The following is a 25,881-nucleotide window of genomic DNA, read 5'->3' as shown; positions in this document are numbered from 1 at the left end:
CAAAAGGCGTGCCTAATTCCTATTTTTGCCAATCTAAAAAAGAACTTCATGACAAAGTTGAGCGTCAACATAAATAAACTGGCAACATTACGAAATTCTCGCGGCGGCAACGTACCCAACCTTATCACATCTACCCAGGACATTGAATCTTTCGGGGCGGAGGGTATTACGGTCCACCCAAGACCGGATGAGCGACATATTCGTTACCAAGATGCTAGGGACCTCAAAAAAATTGTCATGACCGAATTCAATATCGAAGGAAATCCGGTGCCGAATTTCATAGACTTGGTCCTAGAGGTAAAACCCGCCCAGGTCACTTTGGTGCCCGATGCTGAGGATGCCATTACATCCAATGCGGGCTGGGATACCATTAAACACAAGGATTTTTTGATTGATGTGATCAAGACCTTCAAATCGAACGGAATTAGAACGTCCATTTTTGTGGATCCCGACCCCAAAATGGTCGAGGCAGCAGCCTTGACAGGTACCGATCGTGTGGAACTCTATACCGAAAGCTACGCCCATGAATTTGCCAAAGGCAACAAGGAATCGGCCATTGCTCCTTTTGTGAAAGCTGCAGAAGCGGCCCAAAAAGCAGGACTTGGACTTAACGCTGGACACGATCTTAGCTTGGACAACATCCAATTTTTCAAACAACATATTCCCAATTTATTGGAAGTTTCCATTGGCCATGCACTGATTTGCGAATCCCTTTATTTGGGCTTGGAAAATGTCATCAACATGTACCTACACAGATTGAAATAATGGAAATACTGCATTCAAAAATAATGGGCAAAGGCCAACCGTTCCTCATTCTACATGGTTTTTTGGGGATGTCGGATAACTGGAAAACCCTTGGCACCCAATATGCCGAAAACGGATTTCAGGTACATTTGATTGACCAACGGAACCATGGCAAAAGTTTCCATTCCCCTGATTTTGATTACGAACTGCTTTCCCAAGATGTCATCAACTATATGGACCACCACCACTTGGATTCAGCAATTGTGCTTGGGCATTCCATGGGCGGAAAAACGGCCATGCAATTGGCAACTTCACATCCCGAAAAAGTGACCAAATTGTTGGTTGCCGACATCGCGCCCAAGTTCTACCCGCCGCATCATCAGGATATCGTGAACGCGCTGGACAAGTTGGATTTTGACAAGATTACAAGCAGAACGGAAGCCGATGAAGAGCTGTCCAAATACCTCAGAAATTTTGGAATTCGTCAATTCCTGTTGAAAAACCTGTATTGGGTGGAGCAGGGAAAATTGGGTTTCCGGTTCAATTTTGAAGTGCTAAAAAACAAAATGGAAGAAATTGGGGACAATATCTCCGCATTGGCCATTTACGAAGGCCCTACCCTATTTTTAAGGGGAGATCGGTCGGAATATATTATGCCGAATGATTATCTCGAGATCAAAAAACACTTCCCCAATGCACAGATTGAAACCATCGATAATGCTGGGCATTGGTTGCATGCCGAAAACCCCACCCAGTTTTTCGAAAAGAGCTTCTCTTTCCTAAATTCTTAAAATTTTACCCTTTTTATTATGCATGCATAATTTTTTTGTCCATTTAATTGCCTGTATAACAAATTTGATATAGATTTGGTTTATTGTGATTTTACCATAAAAGTTAACATAAACTAACTCTAACAGATTTTGGATATGAAAAAGTATTATGCCTTACTACCAGTTTTAGGCTTATTCTTGATGGCATGTGAAGACGATACGACCCCAATTGACAACACGACCGAACCCATTGAATACACTTCTGGAACCGCGGATTTCTCCAATTATGTAGCGGTAGGAAACTCACTTACAGCAGGTTACTCCGATAACGCTCTTTTTATTGCAGGCCAGGAAGCCTCCTTCACCAATATGTTGGCTACTAATTTTGCCTTGGCCGGTGGAGGGTCTTTCGATATTCCATTTATGGCGGACAACCTAGGGGGCATGACCCTTCAGGGAACCCCAATTGCAGGGAACAGGCTATTTTTGGCTTTCACCGCCAATGGTCCCGCCCCAACTCCAGTATCCGGGCAAGGCGCCACCGAGGTATCCAGTAAACTATCAGGTCCTTTCAACAACATGGGAGTACCAGGGGCAAAAAGTTATGAATTATTGGCTCCGGGCTATGGTAGCGTAGCAGGAGTAGCTTTGGGTACCGCCAATCCATATTTTGCACGTTTCTCATCTAGCGAATCCGCAACTGTAATCGGAGATGCTGCCGCACAAGGCGCAACCTTCTTTACGCTGTGGGCAGGAACCAATGACGTAGTCTTATATGCTGTTGGCGGAGGTGAAGGTGAAGATCAAACAGGAAACTTGGACCCAAGTACCTATTCAAGGGATGATATTACCGACCCTAATGTGTATGCAAGTGTTATGAGTGGTATTGTTCAAACGTTGAAAGCGGGTGGCGCAGATGGTGCCATTGCCAACATTCCATATGTGACCGACATTCCCTATTTTACTACCGTTCCACATAACCCTATTCCGTTGGATGCCCAAACTGCCGCTTACTTGAACAGTATGGCAGCTTACGGTGCTTACAATGCAGGATTGGCCCAATTGCAAGCTTTAAATATTATTACTGCGGAAGAATTGGCAAAAAGAACTATATCCTTTTCTGCAGGGGAAGGAAATGCTGTGGTTATTATTGATGAGGACCTGACTAATTTAACAGGTTTCAACCCAGCCTTGATCAATATGAGGCAAGCCACTGCTGAAGATTTGCTGGTATTGACCTCTAGCAGCTTTATTGGAACTTTGGCTGATCCCAACAATCCCACTTCCATTAATGGAGTAGCCGTTCCTTTGGCTGACAAATGGGTCTTGACCCCTGAAGAACAACTAATGGTTAAAACGGCAACCGATGCCTACAACCAAACCATCGCTGCCTTGGCTTCAGCTTATGATCTAGCATTTGTAGATGCCAACTCATTGTTGAGCACTATTAATTCTACAGGTCTTTCATTAAGTGATGGTAGCGTGGTGACCAGCGATTTTGCCACTGGTGGTGGATTTTCTTTGGACGGGGTTCACCCAGCTCCAAGGGGTTATGCCATCATTGCCAACGCATTTACCACAGCCATCAATACAAAATTTGGGTCCAACTTGCCGATGGTCAATCCATTGGATTATACCGGGCTCTATATTAACTAGACAAACATTATTTCGTTATCTTAAGGGCACCGTAAACACGGTGCCTTTTTTATTAAAACAACTTCAAAAATCACCTTTATGAAACTTATATTGAGATTATTATTGAACGCCCTTGCCGTGGTCATCCTTGCCTATGTTTTACCAGGCGTTGGTGTAGATTCCATGGTCACCGCCATCATTGTGGCCGTTGTATTGAGCTTGCTCAATTTTTTGGTGAAACCGATCCTTGTTATTTTAACGCTGCCGATCACCATTCTCACCTTAGGGCTTTTCTTATTGGTCATCAATGCGATCATCATTCTTTTTGCCGCAAAATTGATTGATGGGTTTCAGGTGGTCAACTTCTGGTGGGCCATTATTTTCAGTTTGTTGCTGTCCATTTTACAGTCCATTTTACACTCCATTTTGAAGGAAGACAAATAGATTTCGTTTGGTTTGAAATTCAAGGGTTTAAAAAGTTGCTGTCAAATTAAAAATGCATTACTTTTGCATCCCATTTTTGAACAGCAAATTAGGTAGGAGATGAATATTACTAAAGAGCAGATTGACGATCTTAATGCAGTTGTAAAAGTCGCCATAAGCAAAGAAGACTATCAGGACAAGGTAGAAAAAATCCTTAATGACTACAGAAAACAAGCCAATATTCCAGGTTTTAGAAAAGGTCAGGTTCCCATGGGACTGATCAAAAAACAGTACGGAAAAGCTGTTTTGGTGGATGAGGTGAACAAACTGCTTCAGGACAATCTGAACAAATACCTTACTGAGGAAAAATTGGATGTTTTGGGCAACCCGCTTCCCAAGCAGCCAGAAAATTTTGATTGGGACAACGAAAATCTCGATTTCGAATTTGAATTGGGATTGGCACCAAGCTTTGACGTTCAGTTGAAGACCAAAAAAGCCGTGACCCAATACAAGATCGTGGCCGATAAGAAAATGATCGATGATCAGGTGGAGCGCATCCAAAAACAATACGGAAAGTTGGTTTCCAAAACCGAAGTAGGCAAAGCCGACGAGGTGACCGGAACATTTGCCAACGAAGCCGAGGACATCAACAACAAGACCACTATTGAAGTGGACAAGGTAAAAGCCAAAAAAGCTGTGGATGCCTTGGTTGGTAAAAAAGTAGGTGACGTTGTTACCCTTTCCACCAAAGGACTTTTCAAGGAAGATTACCTATTATCCAGCGCATTGGGCATCAACCGTGACAAGGCAGACAGTCTTGCTACCGAGGTTACTTTCACCATTGAGGAAATCAACGAAAGACAACCTGCCGCATTGGATCAAGAATTGTTCGATAAATTGTTCGGCAAGGACAAGGTAACTTCCGCCAAAGAATTGAAGGACCGTATCAAGGAAGATTCTGAAAACCAGTTTGAGCAGCAGTCCGATCAAAAATTGTTGAACGACATCACCGAGAAATTGATCGAGGAAACCAAATTTGACCTGCCAGCAGGGTTCTTGAAAAAATGGATTCAAGTGAGTGGTGAGCAAATGCTATCTGACGATCAGGCCAATGAAGAATTTGAAAGGTCTGAAAAAGGTTTGCGTTACCAATTGATCGAAGGCAAGATCATTCAAGAGAACAGTCTTCAGGTACAGTTTGATGAATTGAAGGAATTTGCCAAAGGTTTCATCAAATCACAAATGGCCCAATACGGACACATGGACCCCAAAGAAGAAGAATTGGAGAACATCGCCGTGCGTGTTTTGAGCAACCAAGACGAAGTGAAACGACTTTCAGAACAGTTGATGAGCCAAAAATTGTTGGACCTTTACAAAGAGAAGGCCAACCTTAAGGTGAAGGAAGTATCTTATGACGACTTCATCAAGGAGGCATACAGCTAGTCTGCTAAAAGAAAAATAAGTATCTTTACGGTGCCGAAAAGCTAATTTTTCGGCACCTTTTTTTTAAGATAAATCGAGTACTATCCTATGGATTACGGAAAAGAATTTAGAAAGTATGCTACCCAGCATCACGGTATAAACAGCATGCACTATGACCAGATCATGAGCAGCATGTACCCTATGAACATGACCCCCAACATTATAGAGGAACGCCAGCTGAATGCAGTTGCCATGGATGTTTTCTCCCGATTGATGATGGACCGTATCATTTTCATGGGAACAGGAATCAACGATCAAGTGGCCAATATTGTACAGGCACAGTTGCTCTTTTTGGAGAGTGCGGATGCCTCCAAGGACATCCAGATCTACATCAACTCCCCAGGTGGAAGTGTGTATGCCGGATTGGGCATTTACGATACCATGCAGTTCATCAAACCCGATGTAGCTACCATATGCACCGGTATAGCCGCCTCTATGGCAGCCGTATTGCTCTGCGCGGGACAAAAGGGCAAAAGAAGTGGATTGCCCCACTCAAGGGTGATGATCCACCAACCCCTTTCAGGAGCCCAAGGCCAAGCCAGTGATATTGAAATCGCAGCTAAAGAAGTGTTGAAGATCAAAGACGAATTGTATGAGATCATCTCCAACCACTCCGGTCAACCTTTTGACAAGGTGTATGACGACAGTGACCGAGACTACTGGATGAAGGCCGAAGAAGCCAAAGCTTATGGCATGATCGATGAAATTTTGATAAGGGAAAAATCCTAATTCATACCCATTAAATAAGAAGCCAACCCCTTAACGCAGACCAAAATCCATTTTTTTGCGTTATTAATGGTTGAATAGTTGAGAAATATGGCAAAGGAAAACTTGGAATGTTCTTTTTGTGGAAGAAAAAAGCCAGAAACCAATTTATTGATCGCTGGTCTTGATGCGCATATTTGCGACCGATGTATAGAACAGGCCCATAGCATTGTTGCTGAAGAATCCAAACAATCCAAAAACCACGACCTATCCTCCGAACTGGAACTGAAAAAACCAGTGGAGATCAGTGATTTCTTGGACACATTTGTTATTGGTCAGGAAAGGACCAAAAAAGTAATGTCGGTAGCGGTGTACAACCACTACAAAAGACTCTTGCAACCCAAGGGCAAGGATGACGATGTAGAGATCCAAAAGAGCAACATCATTATGGTGGGGCAGACCGGTACGGGTAAAACCCTTATCGCCAAGACCATCGCCAGGATGCTCAATGTGCCCTTGGCCATTGTAGATGCCACGGTACTTACCGAAGCTGGTTATGTTGGGGAAGATGTGGAAAGCATCCTTACCCGTTTGTTACAGGCTGCCGATTACAATTTGGAAAAAGCGGAAAGAGGCATTGTCTTCATCGATGAGATCGATAAGATTGCTCGCAAGAGCGATAACCCATCCATCACCAGAGATGTTTCCGGTGAAGGGGTACAACAAGGGTTGCTGAAACTGTTGGAAGGTACCGTGGTGAACGTTCCACCTAAAGGTGGCCGTAAGCACCCGGACCAAAAGTTCATCGAGGTAAATACAGAAAATATTCTTTTTGTGGCCGGTGGTGCTTTTGATGGTATCGAACGCATCATTACCAAACGATTGAACATGCAGGCGGTTGGCTATAGTGCATCCAAAGCAGATGACAAGTTGGACAATGACAATATTTTGCAATACATCATCCCAAAAGATCTAAAAGAATTTGGTTTGATTCCAGAAATCATCGGGCGACTACCTGTACTCACCCATATGAACCCATTGGATGCAAAAACATTGCGCGCCATCCTTACCGAACCTAAGAACGCTATCATCAAACAATATGAAAAGCTGTTTGCCATGGACGGTATCACCTTTACCATTACCGAACAGGCATTGAGCTATATTGTAGACAAGGCGGTTGAATACAAGCTTGGGGCGCGGGGATTACGCTCCCTTTGTGAAGCTGTGTTCACAGATGCGATGTTCACACTACCGAGCAGTGATGAAACCGAGTTCAAGGTTAGCAAGGCGTACGCAGAGGAAAAGCTGTCGTACGAAACGATAAAAAAACTAAAAGTGGTCTCTTAATTAGACCACTTTTTTTGTGACTTGCTCCAAAAGTTCCAAACAGACTTCGGAAATTATTTTTTCATCGGAATAGAGCATGTGGCCAAAGCTAGGTACAATCCTAAAATCCACTCCTACTTGTTGTGACCATTTCATATCCGGTTTATTGGCATCACATTCCCCATAAATAAGATTCAAACGGGTATCAGGTCTATCCTCCTCAAATCGGATTCGGGTAGCCGAAATCGCCGTCAAGGATTTCATGGGCAAACCTTGTAAAGCCGCCTTATAGGCTATGGTACCACCGGTGCTAAAGGCCAAATAATGGGCTGGCTTTATTTCCTTTTTGAGCAAATTGGCAACGGCCAGTTCAATACCGCCTTCCACAAAGGCATGGTGCACATTTTCTTCGGAAGAAACAGGAACATCTATATTGCCCAATTGTTGGCAATCATGAAATACGATGTCATAGTATTGTTGGAGGTATCCAAAATAGGATGCAATCCAAAGTCCTTTTTTTGCCCCCCACATATCGGAGATAACAACTAGCTTTTCTGCCATGATCTTTATGGTTTAGTGTTTGAAAGATTAGCGAGGGGGAATTTCTACATTAAACGGGGAAAAACCGTTTTTATTTGTTCAAAAGGAAGCTTTGCACGATAAAAGGTCAACTTTACGAAAACGTTTTCGTAAATGTGTAAAAAACACCTTACACCTTTGTTTCCATGTTCATACGGAGCAGTTCATCCAAATAATCACGTTCATTGGAAAGCCTAGGAATTTTATGTTGGCCGCCCAATTTGTTCTTGGATTTGAGCCAGTCATGGAATAAATTTTTACGGGCCACATGCACTTTTGGCATTTTTAAGGTGATGTTGTTATACCGTTTGGCCTCATAGTCGGAGTTGAGGGATTTCAGTGCATTGTCCAACACTTCGGTAAAATAGGCCACGTCTTCTGGCGGTTTCCTAAACTCGATGATCCATTCGTGGGCACCCTTTTCCTTCCCGGTCATGAATATGGGTGCTGCTGTATAATCCATGATCTCGGCATCTGTCTTCTGGCAAATTTGCCGCAATGCCTCCTCCGCATTTTCAATGATCAATTCTTCCCCAAAAACATTGATATGATGTTTGGTCCTGCCTGTAATTTTGATTCGATAAGGGTTCTTGGAGGTGAACCGGACCGTATCCCCTATCTTATACCTCCAAAGCCCTGCATTGGTAGTAATCACTATGGCATAGTTCACCCCCAGTTCCACTTCCCATAACGGAATGGCCCAATCTTCACTCCTATTGGAATCCATGGGTATGAACTCATAAAATATACCATAGTCCAACATCAACAAAAGCTCATCCGAGTTGTTCCGATCTTGTATCCCAAAAAATCCTTCGGAGGCATTGTAGGTTTCATAAAAATTGAACTTTTTTCTCGGGAGCAAATTTTTGTACTGGTTTTTATAGGGCGTAAAACTGACCCCACCATGAAAATACACTTCCAGATTTTCCCAGATCTCGAACAAATGATTTTTTCCGGTTTTTTCCAATACTTGATTGAGCAAAACCAACATCCAAGATGGCACGCCGGCCAAACTGGTCACATTTTCCTGAATGCTTTCTTCAATAATGGCCTCCAGTTTAGACTCCCATTCGCTCATTAACGAAACCTTGCTACTGGGCGTACTGCTATATTCGGCCCAAAGGGGCATGTTATCAATTAAAATGGCGGATAAATCGCCAAAAAAGGTGCCATTGTCTTCGTAAAGTTCCTTGCTCCCACCCAATCGCAGGCTCTTACCGGTGAAGAGTTGGGAGTTTTCATTGTTGTTGAGATACAGGCAAAGCAAATCTTTGCTGGATTTGTAATGGCAGTCCTCCAAAGCCTCATTGCTTACAGGGATAAATTTGCTCTTCGCATTCGTGGTACCACTACTTTTGGCAAACCATTTAATGGTAGTGGGCCAAAAAAGGTTCTGTTCCCCACGACGGGTACGCTCGATCATGGGAGCCACATCTTCATACCCTACAATGGGAACCCGGTTGCGGAATTCCTCGTATTTGGGAAGGTCCTCAAAACCATACTGCTTTCCGATCATGGTTTCTTGGGAAAAATCGAGCAATTGTCGTAACACCTCATCCTGAACATCCAACGGGTATTTGAGAAAAAGTTCTATTTGGTGATAGCGCTTTCTCAATAACCAAGAAGCTATGGAGTTGAATAATGGTATGGGCATTTTTAGGTATCTTTAGCCAAGAAATTCAGTTGGGTGCAACAGCTAAAATAGCTTTTCTCGCATTCATTTTCAAATAAGAAACAAACATTCATAACAACATGCTGTACGAAGGAGTCCTGCGCAAAATGCATACAGAGAACGGCCAACCCATTCAATACTTTTTAACCTTGGGAAGCGATTTTTTGAACCTGAACCAGTTGCTGGACAAAGAGCTGAAAATTGACCTTATCAAATTTCAATGTTTGAACTGTGGGGAGGACAGACCTATTTACCGACAAGGGTTTTGTAAATCATGCTTTTATGAAACACCCTCTGCTGGTGACTGGATCATGAAACCCGAATTGAGCACGGCCCATTTAGACCAGGAAGACCGCGATTTGGAGTATGAGAAAAAAATGCAATTACAGCCCCATATCGTGTACTTGGCCAATTCGAGCAACATTAAGGTTGGGGTTACCCGAAAATCCCAGGTTCCCACCCGTTGGATTGACCAAGGGGCCCATGAAGCCATCGAAATTGTGGAAGTACCTAACCGCTATTTGGCCGGAATTACCGAAGTGGCCCTAAAAGACCATGTGAGTGACAAGACCAGTTGGCAAAAAATGCTCACCAACCGAATTGAAGATGTAGATCTAGTGGAATGGCGCAATAAATTGAAACCATTCATCCCCGATGAAGTAGCCGATTATTTTATAAATAACAACCAAGAGACCCATTTGGACTTCCCTGTGCTGCAATACCCCGAAAAGGTAAAAAGCCTAAATCTGGACAAAACACCAAGTTACCAAGGAATCCTAAAGGGCATCAAGGGACAGTACCTTATTTTTGAGGACAGTATGGTTTTTAACGTTCGTGGCAGTGAGGGATACTACGTTGGGGTAAGTATTTAGGAGCGATTCGTTGCTCCATTCATCAATATCGAAGTTTCAAGATCTTTGATGTATATTTATGAAAACCAACCACATGAAAAACTTTCCCAATGCCGTGTTGATGCACATTGAGTTACTTCTTGATCATCACCCCATGGCCGTTGATTTCATCGGTAATTACTAAAAAGCGAATACTACCTAAGAATTGAACATGCTTAAAATATTCAGAAGCAAAAGAAAGGGACTGATCGAAGAAAAAAAAATCAGGAATTATATCGTTTATGCCATTGGAGAAATTGTATTGGTGGTCATCGGAATCTTGATAGCCCTTGCCATTGACAACGCCAATGAACAACACATCAAGCGCGAAAAAGAACAGGTATACCTTATCGGGCTAAAAAAGGAATTCGAAACGAGCCAAATTAAATTGAAGGAACTCATCAGCGTCAACAAAAAAAGCTATGAGGATTCCAAAAAGATCATTGGCTTTATGCAAAATCCCACGGACCTTCCCAATGAGGAAGAATTGTCCCATCTTTTTTACAATGCCTTCGCCTTTGATATTTCCTTCAACCCAAACAACTCGCTGCTTCAAGAAATGATCAATTCTGGCAGTTTAAAGGACCTTTCCAATCCTCAACTTCGTGTTTTGCTCACCAACTGGATTTCCAACTTGGAGGATATCACCAAACAAGAGGCAATGCTGGATCATGAAAGGAATCAGATCATCAATATGTTCAGGACCAACGAAAACAGTATCAAAACCATCTATGATTTCACAGGGGTTTCTGGCGACCTGGGATTGCCTATCGGAAAGGAACAACTGAGCAACCTTCCTCTTTTGCAATCCACTAAATTCGAGAACAATATTTTGATGTTCATCCTCACCAGCATCACCACGGAAACCATGCACTACAGCCCGTTGATGCAAGGGATGGATGAGATTCTGGCTACCATTAATAGTGAGATTAAAGAATAAGAAAAGTTGTCCAAAAAATACCTTGGCGTCAACCTGACTTGTTTCAGTTTTCCACAACAGTCAATAAATCCTGTTATGAGATTCCGAAACAAGTTCGGAATGACGATCGAATAAAATTTGTACAGCCTCCCAGGTTAATTAACCGTATCCTTTTTCTTTTTCCCCAGCAAACCGCCTAAAACGGATTTTGCCGTGTTCTTAACATCTTCTTGCTTGGTAGTGGTCTTGGTGGTATCGGTCGTGGTCGTCTTTTCTCCACCCAGCAAATTACCCAAGGTTTCTTTTACGCCAGAAGATTTGGTCGTTGTGGTGGTGTCTCCTTCGGCCTTTTTGAACACATCGGACAAAAGCTCTTTGGCGGTATCTTTCCCTTTGTTCACCAATTTCTGTTTTTGGATTTCCACCAATTTGGTTGTCAAGGTTTTTACCCCAGAGGTGAGGTCCGTACTAACGGTCGGGTCGGTAAAACTTCCCCCAATGTTGGCCGTAACAGGTATGGTCACTTCTTGCAGGCTGTTGTCGTTCAATTGCGCTATCAAGTTGTTCACTTCGGTGCCCAAATACTTGGCTGGAACATCCAAGGTAGCAGTGTATTTCATCTGCTTGTCAAACGTATGGCTACCTGCCACGTTTATGGCAATATCCTTGTATTTTAAGGCAAAGGGTTTTACTTGAACCGTTCCATTATCAAAACTCAAGGCGGTCTTTAAACCTTCCAAATTGATTTCCTTGGTATTCAAAAAATTGAGTTTGCTGTCCAATGCCGAGACCAAGGGAGCCTTTTGTGTGTCTACTTTTGGTGAAAGCAATTCGGCCAATAAATTCCCTGAAATCGTCGCTAGGTTCGGCGTGAAATCCTCCTTTAAATTTCCTGCAAGTTTGATTTCGGAATTCAACTTACCCTGAATAGCGGTTGCCAAAGGTGTCAATACCTTGAAGAGTTCCAATCCGGCAAAAGACTCCCCGATATTGAAATTACTCATGCCCAAATCCACATCGAAAGTGGAATTTTCCCCTTTAGTTGAAACAGCACCACTCAGACCCAAGGTTCCTCCAAACAAATCTGAAGTCAGATTTTTTACGGTGGCAGTTTCATCCTTGATCACCAGGGTTCCTTTCACATTTTTCAGTTTCAGATCATCATACAACACGGTATTGGCAGCCGCTTCCACGGTACAGTCCAAAAAAGATGGGATTTTGATGCGTTCCTCGCCAGTGGTGGTGGTCTCGGTTTGTGTCTGGCCCTCTTCAACTGTATCCTCCATCATAAAATCGTTCAGAGCGAATTGATTGGAAGTCAACTTGAAATTCCCTTCCACATTTTCATTGTTGAACATAAAGCCCAACAAGTTGGTCAAGGTTCCCGTAGCATTAAAATCTGTACTTCCCGTTTTTCCTTCAAAGGAATTCAGGGTGACGGTCTGCGGATTAAAGGTCATGGCCGCATTGCTAATGGCCACCGGGTTCTTCATTTCTTCGGAAGTGTACTCAAACCCGGTCAATTGCATAGTACCGGAGGTTTGGGTGTTTTGGTATTGCTTTTTCTCCAAAGAGGCCATATCAAAACTAGTGGTCACATCCGCATTCAGCATCCCCTTCAAATTAAAATCTTCGGGCATGGGATAAGCATTGGAAAGATTGGCCAAGTTGATCTTGCCATCCATATGGGCGTTCACCTTGGTGTTGCCCATCAGTTCCTTGATCTTGGCGTTCATATTGAACTTATCTTGATCAATGGTGAAGGACAATTTGTTGATGTTCACATAAGTATCTTCCGTGATGCCCGTTTCGTTGTTGATCTCGGTGTCGATATACACGTTACGAACCGCTTTGGGCAGATCCGGATATTTGAACGAGGCATTGTCCGAATTGATGGCAATTTTAAAAGTAGGGATGTGTTCATCGTCCACAATTCCTTTAAATTGACCGTTCACCTCAAAGTTTCCGGTGGTTTCAACGGTTTCAATGTTTTTGGAATACGCTTCGGGAATTACCGCCAAAAAGTTTTTGAAATCCGAAGAAGGCGTCTTGAAGGTGATATCCACCTCTTGGTTATTGTCGTTCAACTTCACAAAGCCATCAAAAACCAAGGGCAACTGGTTAACCATGGCTTTGTTCTCCAAAAAGGAATATTTACTCTCGGCTAGGTCAATATCGATCAAGGCATCCAAGTTGATTTTGTTCTTGTTCAGGTACAACGTGCTGTCCATCTCAAAAGAAACCAAGGCATCGGTCATGGTTTTCAATTCGGACTTTTCGAGGGACAAGTCCCCGGTACCCGTATGGTTCATTTCAGAAATGGCCAATCGCATACCACTGGAAAGATCGTGGTACACAATCTCCGAATTGGTAATGCTATAGGAATCCATGGCCAAGGTGAAATTGTCATCTGATGCATCTGCAGTTTCCGCCGAAGCACTTTCGTCCTCCTTGGCGATGTCGTAATTGGCATTTTCATTGACATCCACCTTAATGTTCACTTTAGCATGATCCAAGTTCAATTTTTGAAGCACGATGGGCTCATCCGCTGACTTGAACAATTCCTTGATGGACATGGTGAGTTGAATATCGCCTGCATAAAACAGCGTGTCCCCTTCAAAAGGGGCTTTGTTTACGAGGGAAAGATTCGTGAGTTCCAAATTGGCATTCGGAAAACTTTTTAGTAAACTCAAACTGGCATCTTCAAAATCGAAGGTGGCGTTGATGCTGTTGTTGACTTTGTCTTTGATGATCTGTTCGATCTTCTCTTGAAGGAACAATGGAAGGGCAATGATCAGAACAAGTAGGATAAGTAGGGTTATACCGGCAATCTTTAGGACTTTTTTCTTCATACCTTGATGTTTTACAACAAAATAAAGGAGAAGTTGTCAATCCAAAGAAATTTCCTCCCCTATTTTTAAGTTAAATCTTTTACGCATGATATATACGAGCAAATAGAGGAAAGGGGTGTCCAACACGGCAATAATCAACTTAAAAATGACCCCACTGACCAATAAACCATAAAATTTGTCCCAAGGCAATACCCCAAAAAGACATAATAAAGTAATTACGGTCAGGGTATCAATAAACTGGGAAGAGAAGGTGGAAAAGTTGTTACGTAGCCATAACATGCGGCCTTCGGTCACTTTTTTCCAATAATGGTAAATTTTTATATCGATGTACTGTGCGGCCAGATAGGCCAACATGGAGGCCAAAACACCTAATGGAGACAACCCGAAGACCTTGCTAAAGGTGGCATCATCCACAGGGGAAGTAGGAATTGCTTCGGAATAATTAGCCAAAAGAATGATGCCCATGGAGAAGAAAGAAGCAAAAATACCTGCCGTAACCACCTGATTAGCCTTCCTTTGCCCATACACCTCCGAAATCAAATCCGTGATCAAGAAAGTGACCGGGTAAGGTAGAATCCCCACGGAAAGCTCAAACAACGGCGCACCAAAAACAGTGACTTCCCCAAAGGGGTTCCAGTGAAAAAACTTTTGAAAAATAAGGTTGGACACCACCAACGAGGTAATGAAGAGGGCCCCCAGATAGAGGTAAATGGTAAATGCCGCTCTTTTGTCCCTTTGCGTCATCCTCCTATTTGATGTTAAGACTAAAAGGCATTCTGGCCTGAATTCCCTCCTGCTTGCTCAAATCTTTAAACTCCTTCAACATCTTGTATGCTTCGGTTCCAATTTCTTCTTGAATGAGTTCCTGCCCAATTTTGGTCTTCATTCCACCCAAATCTTCCATGAAGCGTTCAAAATCGCTTTTGTATTTGGGATATTGGCGAATGCCATAGGATTCCAATCCTGCCATTTCGGCTGCAGCGGCAATGGCATCGTCCAAATTCCCCAATTCGTCCACCAAACCGTTGGCCTTTGCATCAATACCGCTCCATACCCTACCTTGCGCCAAGGAATCCACCTGGGCAACGGTCATATTTCGACCTTGGGCCACTCGCTCCAAAAAGGTACCATAGGTCTCCTCGATACTTTCCAAAACCACATCTCGGAACGAATCGCTCATGGGTTCAAATAAGGAATAATCCACAGAGTTCTTGTTGGTGCCGACCTGCTCTGCATTGATACCTACATTCTTGGCCAGTTCATTTACGTTGGGAATGGTTCCGAATACCCCAATGGAGCCGGTAATAGTAGTGGGTTCGGCAAAAATCTTGTCGCCACCTACACCAATATAATATCCGCCGGAAGCTGCCACATTTCCAAAGGAAACGACCAAAGGTTTTTTGGCCTTGGCCAATTGCATTTCCCTCCAAATAATGTCGGACACCAAGGCACTACCGCCCGGGGAATCAACCCGAAAAACAATGGCTTTTACATTTTCGTTCTTGGTGGCCTTTTGCAGTGCATCCACGATCAAACCCTGACCGATATAGTCTTTACCACCTTCCCCGAAAAAGATTTCGCCTTGGGCGTAGATCACTGCAATTTTATCCGACCCGGTAAGCAACTTGCTACTATTGGTATTTTGAACGTAATCCATCAAGGAGACGTAGTTCAGTTCATCATCTTCCCCAATACCCGTTTTTTCCTTGAGCAATCCTTCGTACTGATCAAAATGCAAGGTACCATCCAGCAACCCCGATGCAACGGCCAGCTTTGGAGTCCTTCCTCCCAACGTATCGGCGATGATATTCAAATCTACTTTGGAAATGTTCCTCGATGCCGAAACATCGTCCAAGATCACATCCCAGATGGAGGTGAGCAATTCCTTGATCTGCGTACGATTCTCATCACTCATGGTATTGGACAAAAAGGGCTCCACCGCACTTTTGTACTTTCCATGGCGGATGACTTCCATCTTGATTCCTGTTTTTTCCTGAAGGTCTTTATAGTATAGTACTTCCGTGGCCAATCCTTTAAAATCCAACGCTCCAACTGGGTTCACATACACCTCATCGGCCGCACTGGCCAAATAATAATCCTTTTGGGAATAAAAATCGGAATGCGCCATGACAAACTTGCCTGATGCCTTGAAATCGAGCAATGCCTGCCTGATCTCCCTTGTTTGGGCCATCCCTGCCTGTAAAAAACTGGTGGTGATGCTGATTCCCTCAATATGATCATCTTCCTTGGCCACCTTAATGGCGTGTATGATCTCATCCAGACCCATTTCCGAAGCCCACAGGCCACCGAAGGGATCGGTATCATCAACTCCCGTATAATCCATGATGGGCATCATCAGTCCGATTTCCAAAATGGAATTCTTTTTTACCAGTACTCCTTCCTCCGAATTTCCCATCAAAATCAAAAAGATGAAGAACATCCCCATGATTATCGCAAATGCCACCAAGCTCCCTAAAATGGAAGCCAAAAGGTTCCTCAAAAAGTTCATCCAACAAAATTTATTACGTGCCAAATATAACCATTGTAGTATTGTTTTGTTTACTTTGTTCCTTCGATTATGGGCAAAAAACACAAGGTATATTTATCATTCGGAAGCAATTTGGGCAATCGGATTGCGAACCTGCAAAAAGCTATTTTTCGGACACAACAGCAGGTTGGTCTTGTGTTGGATATTTCTTCGGTATATGAAAACCCCGCCGTTGGTTTTGAAGGGGACGATTTTCTGAACATTTGTATTTCTGTACTGACACCCCTTGAACCAAAAGCCCTGTTGGATACCCTTTTGGACATAGAACAAGAATTTGGACGGGTACGTTCCCATGGGGATGGTTACAGCTCCCGAACCTTGGACATTGACATCATATATTACGGTCAAGAAATCATCAATACCGACGATTTGGTAATTCCGCATCCGCAGATGCAAAACCGCAATTTTGTACTGAAACCGTTATCGGATATTGCCCCCCAGTTTTACCATCCCATTTTTGAGAAAGACACCCGAAACCTGCTCCAGGAATGCAGGGACAAAAGCAAGTTGACCAAAACAAAGCACAAACTGTTCAAGGACCGAATCGGCCTTTTTTCGCAGTTGCAGCTGATTTCCATTGAAGGGAACATTGGTGCCGGAAAGACAACCCTTTCCACCATGATTGCCCATGATTTTAATGCCAAATTGATTTTGGAACGATTTGCGGACAACCCTTTCCTACCCAAATTTTACGAGGATCAGTCGCGATATGCTTTTCCTTTGGAAATGTCCTTTTTGGCAGATCGTTACCAGCAGTTTATGGATGACACTTCCCAGTTTGACCTCTTCAAGAATTTTATGGTGAGCGATTATGACATCTTCAAATCGTTGATCTTTGCCAAGGTGACCTTGCAGCGTGAAGAGTACAACCTATACCGAAAGGTCTTCAATTTTATGTACAAGGAGGTAAAAAAGCCGGAAATCTATCTATATCTCTACCAAAACACAGAACGGTTGCTGGCGAACATAAAAAAACGGGGAAGGGATTATGAGCAAAACATTGACCCTGAATATCTTGAGAAAATAAATAGGGGCTATCTGGATTTTATCAAGAGCCACCAAGACCAGAACAGTTTGATCGTGGACATCAGCGAAATGGATTTTGTACAACAACCCGAGGATTACGAAACCATTTTACAAAAGCTGGAAGACAACATTCTATCCTCAACCATTTAAGAGAATTTTTGCAAAATATTTGGATATAACGATTGGTTTTATTTTCTTAGAGCCCTCAAAATACGAGACTAACTAACTCAAGCTTTATATAGAGCCCTGTAAAGAACAGGGCTTTTTTCATTTTTGGGCATTGAGTTTGCACCACACATCCCACACTACTATCCCTGCACTTACCGAAATATTGAGGGAATGCTTGGTCCCCAGCTGCGGAATTTCCAAAACAGCATCACTGGCCGATACCACCTCTTGGGACACCCCCTTGACCTCATTTCCGAAAATCAAGGCCACCGTTGTGTTAGCGTCCACATGAAAATCATTCAACATGATGGCATTCTCTGCCTGCTCCACAGAAATGACCTTAACCTGTTTGGATTTGAGTTCCTCGACCAGTTCCAGGGTATCCTTTCGGTATTCCCAATCCACACTCTCGGTGGCACCCAGGGCCGTTTTCCGGATATCTTTATGGGGAGGGGTTGCCGTAATGCCACAGAGATAAATCTTTTGCACCAAAAAGGCATCGGCTGTTCGAAACACGGAACCAATATTGTTCAAGCTGCGAACATTGTCCAATATTACAATGATCGGCGTCTTTTTTGCTTCCTTGAAACTGGTTACGTCCAGTCGTTCCAATTCGCTATTTTCCAGTTTTCGATTCATTTTTTTAACCATTGATGGCAAAATATCAACAAAAATTTTGGGAACCTGATGAAAGCGATATATTCGTTTTTCCCGTAGCTCGAAATTATTTCTTGTTACGAAAAAACAATTTGGTCGCCTTGAGCGCAGTCGAAAGGTTGACCAAACATCTCGACTCCGCTCGATGTGACATCAGTTGAGTATCGATAACCAATATGAACTTCTGCCTCATCAAAGGGCAAAAATAAACGAATAAAATCGCTTTGGCAGCCAATAAGACAAAGAAGGTAACCCCGTTGATGCAACAATACAATGCCATCAAGACCAAACATCCTGATGCGCTGTTGCTTTTCCGTGTGGGCGACTTTTACGAAACTTTTGGTGATGATGCCATCAAGGCCGCCAAAATCCTGGGGATTATCCTAACCCATCGGAACAATGGTGGCGATAAAACGGAACTGGCCGGATTTCCCCACCATTCCCTTAACACCTATTTGCCGAAGCTCGTAAAAGCCGGGCAACGGGTTGCCATCTGCGACCAGTTGGAAGATCCCAAGATGACCAAGAGCATCGTAAAACGTGGGGTGACCGAATTGGTGACCCCTGGTGTGGCCCTCAACGATGACATCCTGACTGCCAAGAACAATAACTTTTTAAGTGCCGTTCATTTTGGAAGGAACAAGTTGGGCATTTCCTTTTTGGACATTTCCACGGGAGAATTTTTGACTTCGGAAGGTTCGGTGGAGCAAGTGGACAAACTGCTTCAAAATTTTGCACCTAATGAAGTGTTAGTCTCCAAAAACCATAAAAAGGAATTTACAGAATATTTTGGCAATCAATACCACAGCTTTTTTACAGAAGATTGGATCTTTCAGGAAGATTATGCCGTGGAAAGCCTGAACAACCATTTTGGCACCAAAACCCTTAAGGGTTTCGGTATTGACCACCTCAACCATGGCATCATTGCCTCAGGTGCGGTATTGCATTACCTATCGGAAACACAACATAGTCGCCTACAGCATATCAACCAGATTCAACGCATTGCCGAAGAGGAATATGTGTGGATGGACCGGTTCACGATCCGAAACCTGGAACTCTACCATTCCCCTCATCAAAATGCAGTGACCTTGTTGGACATTATCGACAACACGCTGTCGCCCATGGGTGGACGTTTATTGAAACGCTGGCTGGCCCTTCCCCTGAAAAATCTGGAGAAAATTCAGCAGCGCCATCAAGTGGTGGCCCATTTGAAGGAACATGGTGATCAATTGGAAAAGATGCAACATTGGATCAAGCAAATGGGTGATCTGGAGCGTCTCATTTCCAAATTGGCGACCGGAAAAATCAACCCGAAGGAAGTCATCCAACTTAAAAATTCGTTGGAAGCCATCGTGCCCATAAAATTAGCGGCACAGGACAGCACCAATCCTTCACTGCAAAATATTGGAGAACGTTTGGAAGCTTGTGAGAACCTTCGAGCTAAAATCAAGGAGGTTTTGAACGAGGAAGCCCCTGTGAACCTAGCCAAAGGCAACACCATTGCCACTGGTTATTCCGAGGAATTGGACGAATTGCGCAACCTTGCTTTTTCGGGCAAGGACTATCTGGACAAAATGTTGGAGCGAGAAACCGAACTTACAGGGATCACTTCGCTCAAAATCGATTCCAACAATGTGTTCGGTTATTATATTGAGGTACGCAATACCCACAAGGACAAGGTTCCGGAAAATTGGATCCGCAAACAGACCTTGGTGAACGCGGAACGCTATATCACCGAAGAACTCAAGGAATACGAGGCCAAAATCCTAGGAGCCGAGGAGCGCATTCTACACTTGGAGCAACAACTATTCGAACGCCTATTGGTATGGATGCAGGAATTCATCACCCCAGTGCAACAGAATGCCCATTTGATCGCACAGTTGGATTGCCTTTGTGGATTTGCACAACTGGCCAGCGAGAACAATTATGTGCAACCGTTCATGGACAAGTCCACCGCACTGGACATTACAGAAGGCAGACACCCCGTTATTGAAAAACAGCTGCCCTTGGGCGAGCAGTACGTGACCAATGATGTATTATTGAATCGTGATGACCAACAAATCATCATGATCACGGGACCGAACATGAGTGGTAAATCGGCTTTGTTACGGCAAACGGCACTGATTGTGCTCTTGGCCCAAATGGGAAGTTTTGTACCCGCCTCCGAGGCCAAAATTGGCGTCATCGACAAGATTTTTACCCGTGTGGGGGCCAGCGATAACATTTCCATGGGCGAATCCACCTTTATGGTGGAAATGAACGAAACGGCATCCATCCTCAACAACCTTTCCGAGCGCAGTTTGGTGTTGTTGGATGAAATCGGTCGCGGTACCAGCACTTACGATGGTATTTCCATTGCGTGGGCCATTTCGGAATATTTGCACGAACATCCGGCCAGGGCCAAAACGCTTTTTGCGACGCACTACCACGAACTGAATGAAATGACCACCACCTTTACCCGGATCAAGAACTACAATGTTTCGGTGAAAGAACTGGAGGATAATGTGCTTTTCCTACGGAAATTGGTACCCGGGGGCAGTGAGCACAGCTTCGGGATCCATGTGGCCAAAATGGCGGGCATGCCCCAACAGGTCATCCAAAAGGCGAATAAAATCCTGAAAAAACTGGAAAAATCACATTCCAGTGAAGAGATTTCAGATAAACTCCAAGCCTCCCAAAACGAGATGCAGTTGAGTTTTTTCAATTTGGATGACCCCTTGTTGGAAGAAATCAAGGATGAAATTTTGCATTTGGACATTGACACCCTAACGCCTGTGGAAGCCCTGATGAAACTCAACGAGATCAAACGCATGTTGAGCAAAAAGAAGAAGGCCACTTCTTAATTTACCCGATTGAATTCCTCTTTTTCCAGATTACGTGATTTTTTGTTCGCATTTCCTCCAAAACTTCGGGAATAGGTCAAACGAAAAATACGGGTAAAGGCCGATTCATCCCTATACCGAGAGTGTGTATCAATATCAAAAACAATGGGGGTCATCCCACTGATATGGGTATGGATATCCAAACTTCGGAACACATCTGAAACACTGAACTGCAAGGTTCCCCAATCGTTCTTGAACTGTTTTGAAATCCCAAAATTCATCACCCCAAAACCCTCTGTGGAATTGGTGCCGTTATAGTGATCAAAATTGTACCAACCCGACAATTCCACATCCATTTGCCAAGGCAATTTGAAGCTTTGGTTAAAGTTGAGACCCTGGTAGAAATAGGTCTTTGAAGCTGGGTTGGGGCTGTATGAAATTTTATAATCGCGAATGGCCGAAGTGGAGGACACATTGAGCCTAGCCCAAGATGCCCACTGTACGGGAATGTTCAAAAAGAGACCTATACTTTTCTGATAATCTGCATTTTGTGGGGACACTACCAAGATGTCATTCTGGGGTGTGGACGTCAATTGGTATCGAATGATGGGGTCGATTTCCTTTTGAAGCGACAGTCCCATAGAAAATCCATTTTTCACATATTCCAATTGCAACGTATTGGTGATACCCGGCCGCAACATGGGATTGCCCGTAAAAATGGCGGTGGGATCATTGTAGTACAAACTCGTGACCAAATCGGAATAGGCAGGCCTACTGATCCGGCGATGGTAATTCAGGTTGAGTTGCCGATTTTCAGAAAGTTGGTATTGGTAGGAAACCGACGGAAAGAATTGACGGATGGCAAAATCCTCTTCCGAAGTGGACAAGTTGCGTCTCCAATCCTCATACCGTAAACCAAGGTCGACCTTCGATTTTTTATGAAGTTGCACATGAAACTGAGAGTACACTGCCCATAAAGTTTCATCACTCTCAACCAAGCTTTGGGATCGGGGATCCACGATCCATTCCCCATCAACCTGGGTTTCAATCTTGCTATCGTTGGTGTTATCGGAATAACTGCCTTTGAATCCGAATTCCGCCTCCAATTTGTCACTGAAGGCATGGTTGTAATCCAACTTGAGTACCCCCAACTGGATGGTGGATTCACTAAAACCTCGATTCCCATCCGTAAAAATTTCGTTTTCCGGGTCGTAGGGCTCATCGTTTTCATCAAAATATTCAGTCTGGGTGTTGGCCGGGTTATCATTGGTAAAGTTGAGATAGCTCACATCCACAGCAAAACTAGAATGATCGGTCAGTTTATTGGTCAGGTATAGGGAAGAAATCACATTCAACTTCGATGCATTACCGTCTGTAACCAAATGAGATCTAAAATAATCCTGACCTTCTATGATTCGTTGGTTGTTCACATCTGAAATAGCTCTATTCTTGGAAAAATTCAAGGTGAGTTCCCCGCCTAGTTCCATCTTTGGTGAAATTTGATACCCCATTCCTAAATTCAGGTTATGGGCATTGTTGTTATTATTGAAATAGGTGGAAAAAATAGCCTGACTGGGAGCGCCGAGAATAGGTTGAAAACTCGTTCCCGACCCTTCAAACCCATTTTTGCCATGATCGTGGAACAGGGAATAGTTGGCATTCAGATGCATTTTTTCCGTTCCGAAGGAATAGCCCAACGAGGTACTTGCCTTTTCCCAATAGCCATACCCCAAACTGGCGCTGTAGTTCCACTGGCTGCCCTCGTTCATTCCTTTTTTGAAGATAATATTGATGATGCCCGCTCCCCCATCCGCATCGTATTTGGCCGAAGGAGAGGTGACGAGTTCCACCTTTTCAATATTGTCCGCCAAGGTGCTCTCCAAAAGGGCCATCACATCTTCCATGGACATGGATACCCTTCGACCGTTGAAGAGGACGGTAACCCCACTTTGCCCGTTCAAGGAAAACTGGTCGTCCCTTCGGTCCAAAATCACCCCGGGTAACCGTTCCAGCAGTTGCAGGGCATTACTACCCTTGGTCATCACACTGCTCTGCACATTGATTACTTGGCCTTCCGGGGTGCGTTGTACCCAATCCCTTCGTGCCGCCAACACCACCTCATCCAGTTCGTTCACATTTTCGGTCAACACCAAAGTGCCCAATTGAAGTGATGGCACACCTGAATTCAAATGAAAGGGTTCCGTATAGTGATCGGCAAAACCGAGATAGGTCACCCGCACTCGAAATGGGCCTATTGCTTTGGTTTCCAAAGAAAAATGACCCACATCGTCCGTGATAGTGCCGGTCACCAACGTGGTATCGGAGGCCTGATACAACACCACATTGGCAAAAGGAACAGGATTGCCTTGTTCATCGTTTACCCTGCCGGTTACCTGACCCAAAACTTGGGATATTCCAGCAATCAACATAAGGTTCACACAGATTTTTTTACCAGTTAATTCCTTGACTTTCATTTGCTTTGAATTGATTTCTGCCAAATGAAGGTTGCTTTGTCCTACCAACATAATTGGATTGACAGAAGGTGATACTTAGTTGACTTCCTGCTTCTTATCCCAGATAATGATGAAAATTGTCGTTCGTCAATTATTTATGACAGGTCGTCAATTTGGCTGGGGCACAAGGCCAAAAAAAGTAACTTGTACTGATTTATGAATTTGCGGATGGACTTCAACCGACTGAAAAAGATTGCCTTGCGACTCAAACTGTACCACATCCCCTTTTGGTTGGGGTATCATTTGGTATGGTTGACCATCAATGTGGGCAGTCTATCCCAAGTTTGGGAGTATCTACTCCACAGCGACTCTTCCGTCAAATTCTATTTTTATGTGATTTTCCAGATTATCGGGGTGTACTTCAACCTGTACTATCTGATTCCGAAGTTGTTGTATGTTGGCCGCTATGCCAGTTATATTTTTTCGGTGTTGGCCACCATTTTGGTCTGCAATGCCTTTATTGTGAGCGGGTATTTTTTGGCCTCCTATCTTTCTGGAAAGACCCTGTTCGAGTTGTTCGGGGTATATCCGTACCAATTCACCACCATCTATTTTGTGTGGGCCCTGCCCTCCACCGTGGCCAGCATGACCTTGGGCATGAGCATCAAATTGGGCAAGAATTGGCTCCAAGCGGAGAAAAGACGGTTGCGACTGGAAAAAGAACACCTGGAAACGGAACTGAAATACCTGAAATCGCAGATCAACCCCCATTTTTTGTTCAATACCATCAATTCCATTTTTGCTTTGATCCACAAAAATCCGGATTTGGCTTCGGAATCCTTGGCCAATTTTTCGGACATGCTACGCTTTCAATTGTATGAATGCAATGATGAGCAAATTCCGTTGGAAAAGGAACTTCGGTTTATTGAAAATTTCATCGACCTGGAAAAACTGCGTTTGGATCCTGAACATACTGAAATGCAGTTCGATATTCTAGACCAAACGCTGCATCAAAAATCGATTGCACCCTTTATTCTTATTCCCTTTGTGGAAAATGCGTTCAAACACGTTTCCAAAGGAAAGGGGCAACCCAATTTTATCCGGATGACGCTCAAAGTGACCGACTCCTACCTCAAATTGCATATTGAAAACAGTAAAGGTCCCAATGGACTAGGTCATGAGGATGAACGACCCAAAGGCATCGGGCTGACCAACGTGGAACGCAGGTTGCATTTATTGTACCCTGAATCGCATTCGTTACATATTGATGATCAAAAAGATAGATTTTCCGTACTATTGAAACTGGAATGGCAAAAAAACTGAAGTGCATAATTGTGGATGATGAGCCGCTCGCTAGGGAGGTGGTGCAGGAATACGTGCAGGTCATCGACCATTTGGAACTGGTGTGCACGGTTGAAAATGCTTTGGAATTGGACCAAATGTTGGAAAAACAGGCCATCGACCTCATCTTTTTGGACATCCAGATGCCGTATTTAACGGGGTTGGATTTTCTAAAAGTGCGTCACGATCTGCCCATGGTCATCATCACCACGGCCTTCCCCAATTATGCTTTGGATGGGTTTCGGTTTGATGTGATCGATTACCTGTTGAAACCCATCACCTTCAACCGTTTTTTTAAGGCGGTGACCAAGGCCGTACGTTATCATTCTTATAAATCGGGCACCCAAGAACCTACCGAAACAACCGCCGAACCATCTTATTTTTTTGTAAAATGCGACGGGCGGTATCAAAAAATCTACACTTCGGAAATCCTTTTTGTAAAAGCGTTGGAAAACTATGTGCTGATCCACACCACTTCGGACAAGCACATGAGCCTGATGCCGTTAAAGACCATTGAGGAAAATTTGGATACGGAAGCCTTTATTCGGGTGCACAAATCGTACATCGTGCCCATAGCCAAAATACGGTCTTTGGAAAACCACGAACTGATCTTGGAAGAGGGCCATAAAATTCCCGTGAGCCGAAATTATGCCAAGCAGGTACAGGACAAAGTATTGAAGGACAAGGTACTGAAACGAAAAGAACCCTAAAGCCAGAACTGCTTGTTTTTGGGTACTGGCACCCGTTGCTGGACGACCTTATTTTCCTCCTTATATTTTTTTTGAAAACACTTTACATTTTAAAGAATTGTATTAAATTTGCATCCGCGCTTAGAAAAAGTGCAGAGTTCTTTAAAATGCGAAAATAGC

General features: G+C 43.7%; 20 protein-coding genes. 13 read left to right on the top strand and 7 right to left on the bottom strand.

Annotation, left to right across the window (positions count from 1 at the left end):
• Window positions 1-48 precede the first annotated feature (48 nt).
• The 7 genes from LKX84_RS10280 to clpX all read left to right on the top strand — a co-directional run bounded on the left by LKX84_RS10280 (window position 49) and on the right by clpX (window position 7,106).
• Window positions 49-765 carry a pyridoxine 5'-phosphate synthase gene (locus tag LKX84_RS10280; protein ID WP_228237078.1) on the top strand — a complete coding sequence of 239 codons (717 nt, stop codon included), beginning with the start codon at window positions 49-51 and terminating at the stop codon, window positions 763-765.
• On the top strand, window positions 765-1,535 hold the full coding sequence (locus LKX84_RS10275) for an alpha/beta fold hydrolase (RefSeq protein ID WP_228237077.1): 771 nt from the start codon (window positions 765-767) through the stop codon (window positions 1,533-1,535). Before LKX84_RS10280 ends, LKX84_RS10275 begins: the two co-directional genes overlap by 1 nt.
• Before the next feature lie 135 nt (window positions 1,536-1,670).
• Window positions 1,671-3,170: a G-D-S-L family lipolytic protein gene (locus LKX84_RS10270; protein ID WP_228237076.1), complete on the top strand. Its 1,500-nt coding sequence runs from the start codon at window positions 1,671-1,673 to the stop codon at window positions 3,168-3,170.
• A 78-nt stretch (window positions 3,171-3,248) separates the two neighbouring features.
• On the top strand, window positions 3,249-3,593 hold the full coding sequence (locus LKX84_RS10265) for a phage holin family protein (protein WP_228237075.1): 345 nt from the start codon (window positions 3,249-3,251) through the stop codon (window positions 3,591-3,593).
• 99 nt (window positions 3,594-3,692) lie between these two features.
• Complete coding sequence (gene tig, locus LKX84_RS10260; RefSeq protein WP_228237074.1) at window positions 3,693-5,015, top strand: trigger factor; 1,323 nt, start codon at window positions 3,693-3,695, stop codon at window positions 5,013-5,015.
• A gap of 87 nt (window positions 5,016-5,102) precedes the next feature.
• Window positions 5,103-5,783 (top strand): ATP-dependent Clp endopeptidase proteolytic subunit ClpP, encoded by a 681-nt coding sequence (gene clpP, locus LKX84_RS10255; protein ID WP_163634860.1) that lies wholly within the window; start codon window positions 5,103-5,105, stop codon window positions 5,781-5,783.
• Between the two features lie 87 nt (window positions 5,784-5,870).
• On the top strand, window positions 5,871-7,106 hold the full coding sequence (clpX, locus tag LKX84_RS10250) for an ATP-dependent Clp protease ATP-binding subunit ClpX (protein WP_228237073.1): 1,236 nt from the start codon (window positions 5,871-5,873) through the stop codon (window positions 7,104-7,106).
• Here the strand turns inward: clpX and LKX84_RS10245 are convergent, their stop codons facing one another.
• Both LKX84_RS10245 and LKX84_RS10240 read right to left on the bottom strand, forming a co-directional pair.
• A complete protein-coding gene (locus LKX84_RS10245) occupies window positions 7,107-7,646 on the bottom strand; it encodes a hypothetical protein (protein ID WP_228237072.1) in 540 nt (179 codons plus the stop codon).
• Window positions 7,647-7,794: 148 nt separating this feature from the next.
• Window positions 7,795-9,318: a GH3 auxin-responsive promoter family protein gene (locus LKX84_RS10240; protein ID WP_228237071.1), complete on the bottom strand. Its 1,524-nt coding sequence runs from the start codon at window positions 9,316-9,318 to the stop codon at window positions 7,795-7,797.
• Window positions 9,319-9,416: 98 nt separating this feature from the next.
• On the opposite strand from LKX84_RS10240, the gene LKX84_RS10235 reads away from it, so the two are divergent.
• Entirely contained in the window at window positions 9,417-10,208 is a 792-nt protein-coding gene (locus LKX84_RS10235) for a DUF2797 domain-containing protein (RefSeq protein WP_228237070.1), read from the top strand.
• Window positions 10,209-10,398: 190 nt separating this feature from the next.
• Window positions 10,399-11,166: a DUF6090 family protein gene (locus tag LKX84_RS10230; protein WP_228237069.1), complete on the top strand. Its 768-nt coding sequence runs from the start codon at window positions 10,399-10,401 to the stop codon at window positions 11,164-11,166.
• 134 nt (window positions 11,167-11,300) lie between these two features.
• On the opposite strand, the gene LKX84_RS10225 is transcribed toward LKX84_RS10230, so the two are convergent.
• Genes LKX84_RS10225 through sppA form a run of 3 tightly spaced genes read right to left on the bottom strand, consistent with a single transcriptional unit; the run spans window position 11,301 to window position 16,506 of the window.
• Window positions 11,301-13,997, bottom strand: coding sequence for an AsmA-like C-terminal region-containing protein (locus tag LKX84_RS10225; protein WP_228237068.1), 2,697 nt, complete (start codon window positions 13,995-13,997; stop codon window positions 11,301-11,303).
• Window positions 13,998-14,033: 36 nt separating this feature from the next.
• Window positions 14,034-14,741 (bottom strand): queuosine precursor transporter, encoded by a 708-nt coding sequence (locus LKX84_RS10220; RefSeq protein ID WP_228237067.1) that lies wholly within the window; start codon window positions 14,739-14,741, stop codon window positions 14,034-14,036.
• Window positions 14,742-14,745: 4 nt separating this feature from the next.
• A complete protein-coding gene (gene sppA, locus LKX84_RS10215) occupies window positions 14,746-16,506 on the bottom strand; it encodes a signal peptide peptidase SppA (RefSeq protein ID WP_228237066.1) in 1,761 nt (586 codons plus the stop codon).
• A gap of 69 nt (window positions 16,507-16,575) precedes the next feature.
• On the opposite strand from sppA, the gene folK reads away from it, so the two are divergent.
• Complete coding sequence (folK, locus tag LKX84_RS10210; protein ID WP_228237065.1) at window positions 16,576-17,721, top strand: 2-amino-4-hydroxy-6-hydroxymethyldihydropteridine diphosphokinase; 1,146 nt, start codon at window positions 16,576-16,578, stop codon at window positions 17,719-17,721.
• A 117-nt stretch (window positions 17,722-17,838) separates the two neighbouring features.
• On the opposite strand, the gene LKX84_RS10205 is transcribed toward folK, so the two are convergent.
• A complete protein-coding gene (locus LKX84_RS10205; RefSeq protein WP_228237064.1) occupies window positions 17,839-18,378 on the bottom strand; it encodes an RNA methyltransferase in 540 nt (179 codons plus the stop codon).
• 278 nt (window positions 18,379-18,656) lie between these two features.
• On the opposite strand from LKX84_RS10205, the gene mutS reads away from it, so the two are divergent.
• On the top strand, window positions 18,657-21,239 hold the full coding sequence (gene mutS, locus LKX84_RS10200; protein WP_228237238.1) for a DNA mismatch repair protein MutS: 2,583 nt from the start codon (window positions 18,657-18,659) through the stop codon (window positions 21,237-21,239).
• Here the strand turns inward: mutS and LKX84_RS10195 are convergent.
• The gene (locus tag LKX84_RS10195; protein ID WP_228237063.1) at window positions 21,236-23,692 is read right to left on the bottom strand and encodes an outer membrane beta-barrel family protein; all 2,457 of its coding nucleotides are present in this window, start codon (window positions 23,690-23,692) and stop codon (window positions 21,236-21,238) included. The genes mutS and LKX84_RS10195 overlap by 4 nt on opposite strands.
• A gap of 195 nt (window positions 23,693-23,887) precedes the next feature.
• Between LKX84_RS10195 and LKX84_RS10190 the strand changes: the two genes are divergently transcribed.
• On the top strand, window positions 23,888-24,994 hold the full coding sequence (locus LKX84_RS10190; protein ID WP_228237062.1) for a sensor histidine kinase: 1,107 nt from the start codon (window positions 23,888-23,890) through the stop codon (window positions 24,992-24,994).
• Window positions 24,979-25,722, top strand: coding sequence for a LytR/AlgR family response regulator transcription factor (locus LKX84_RS10185; RefSeq protein ID WP_228237061.1), 744 nt, complete (start codon window positions 24,979-24,981; stop codon window positions 25,720-25,722). Before LKX84_RS10190 ends, LKX84_RS10185 begins: the two co-directional genes overlap by 16 nt.
• Window positions 25,723-25,881 lie beyond the last annotated feature (159 nt).

It is taken from the genome of Allomuricauda sp. M10 (assembly GCF_020782875.1).
Classification (GTDB): Bacteria; Bacteroidota; Bacteroidia; order Flavobacteriales; family Flavobacteriaceae; genus Flagellimonas.
This window is presented reverse-complemented; position numbering and strand designations above follow the sequence as displayed.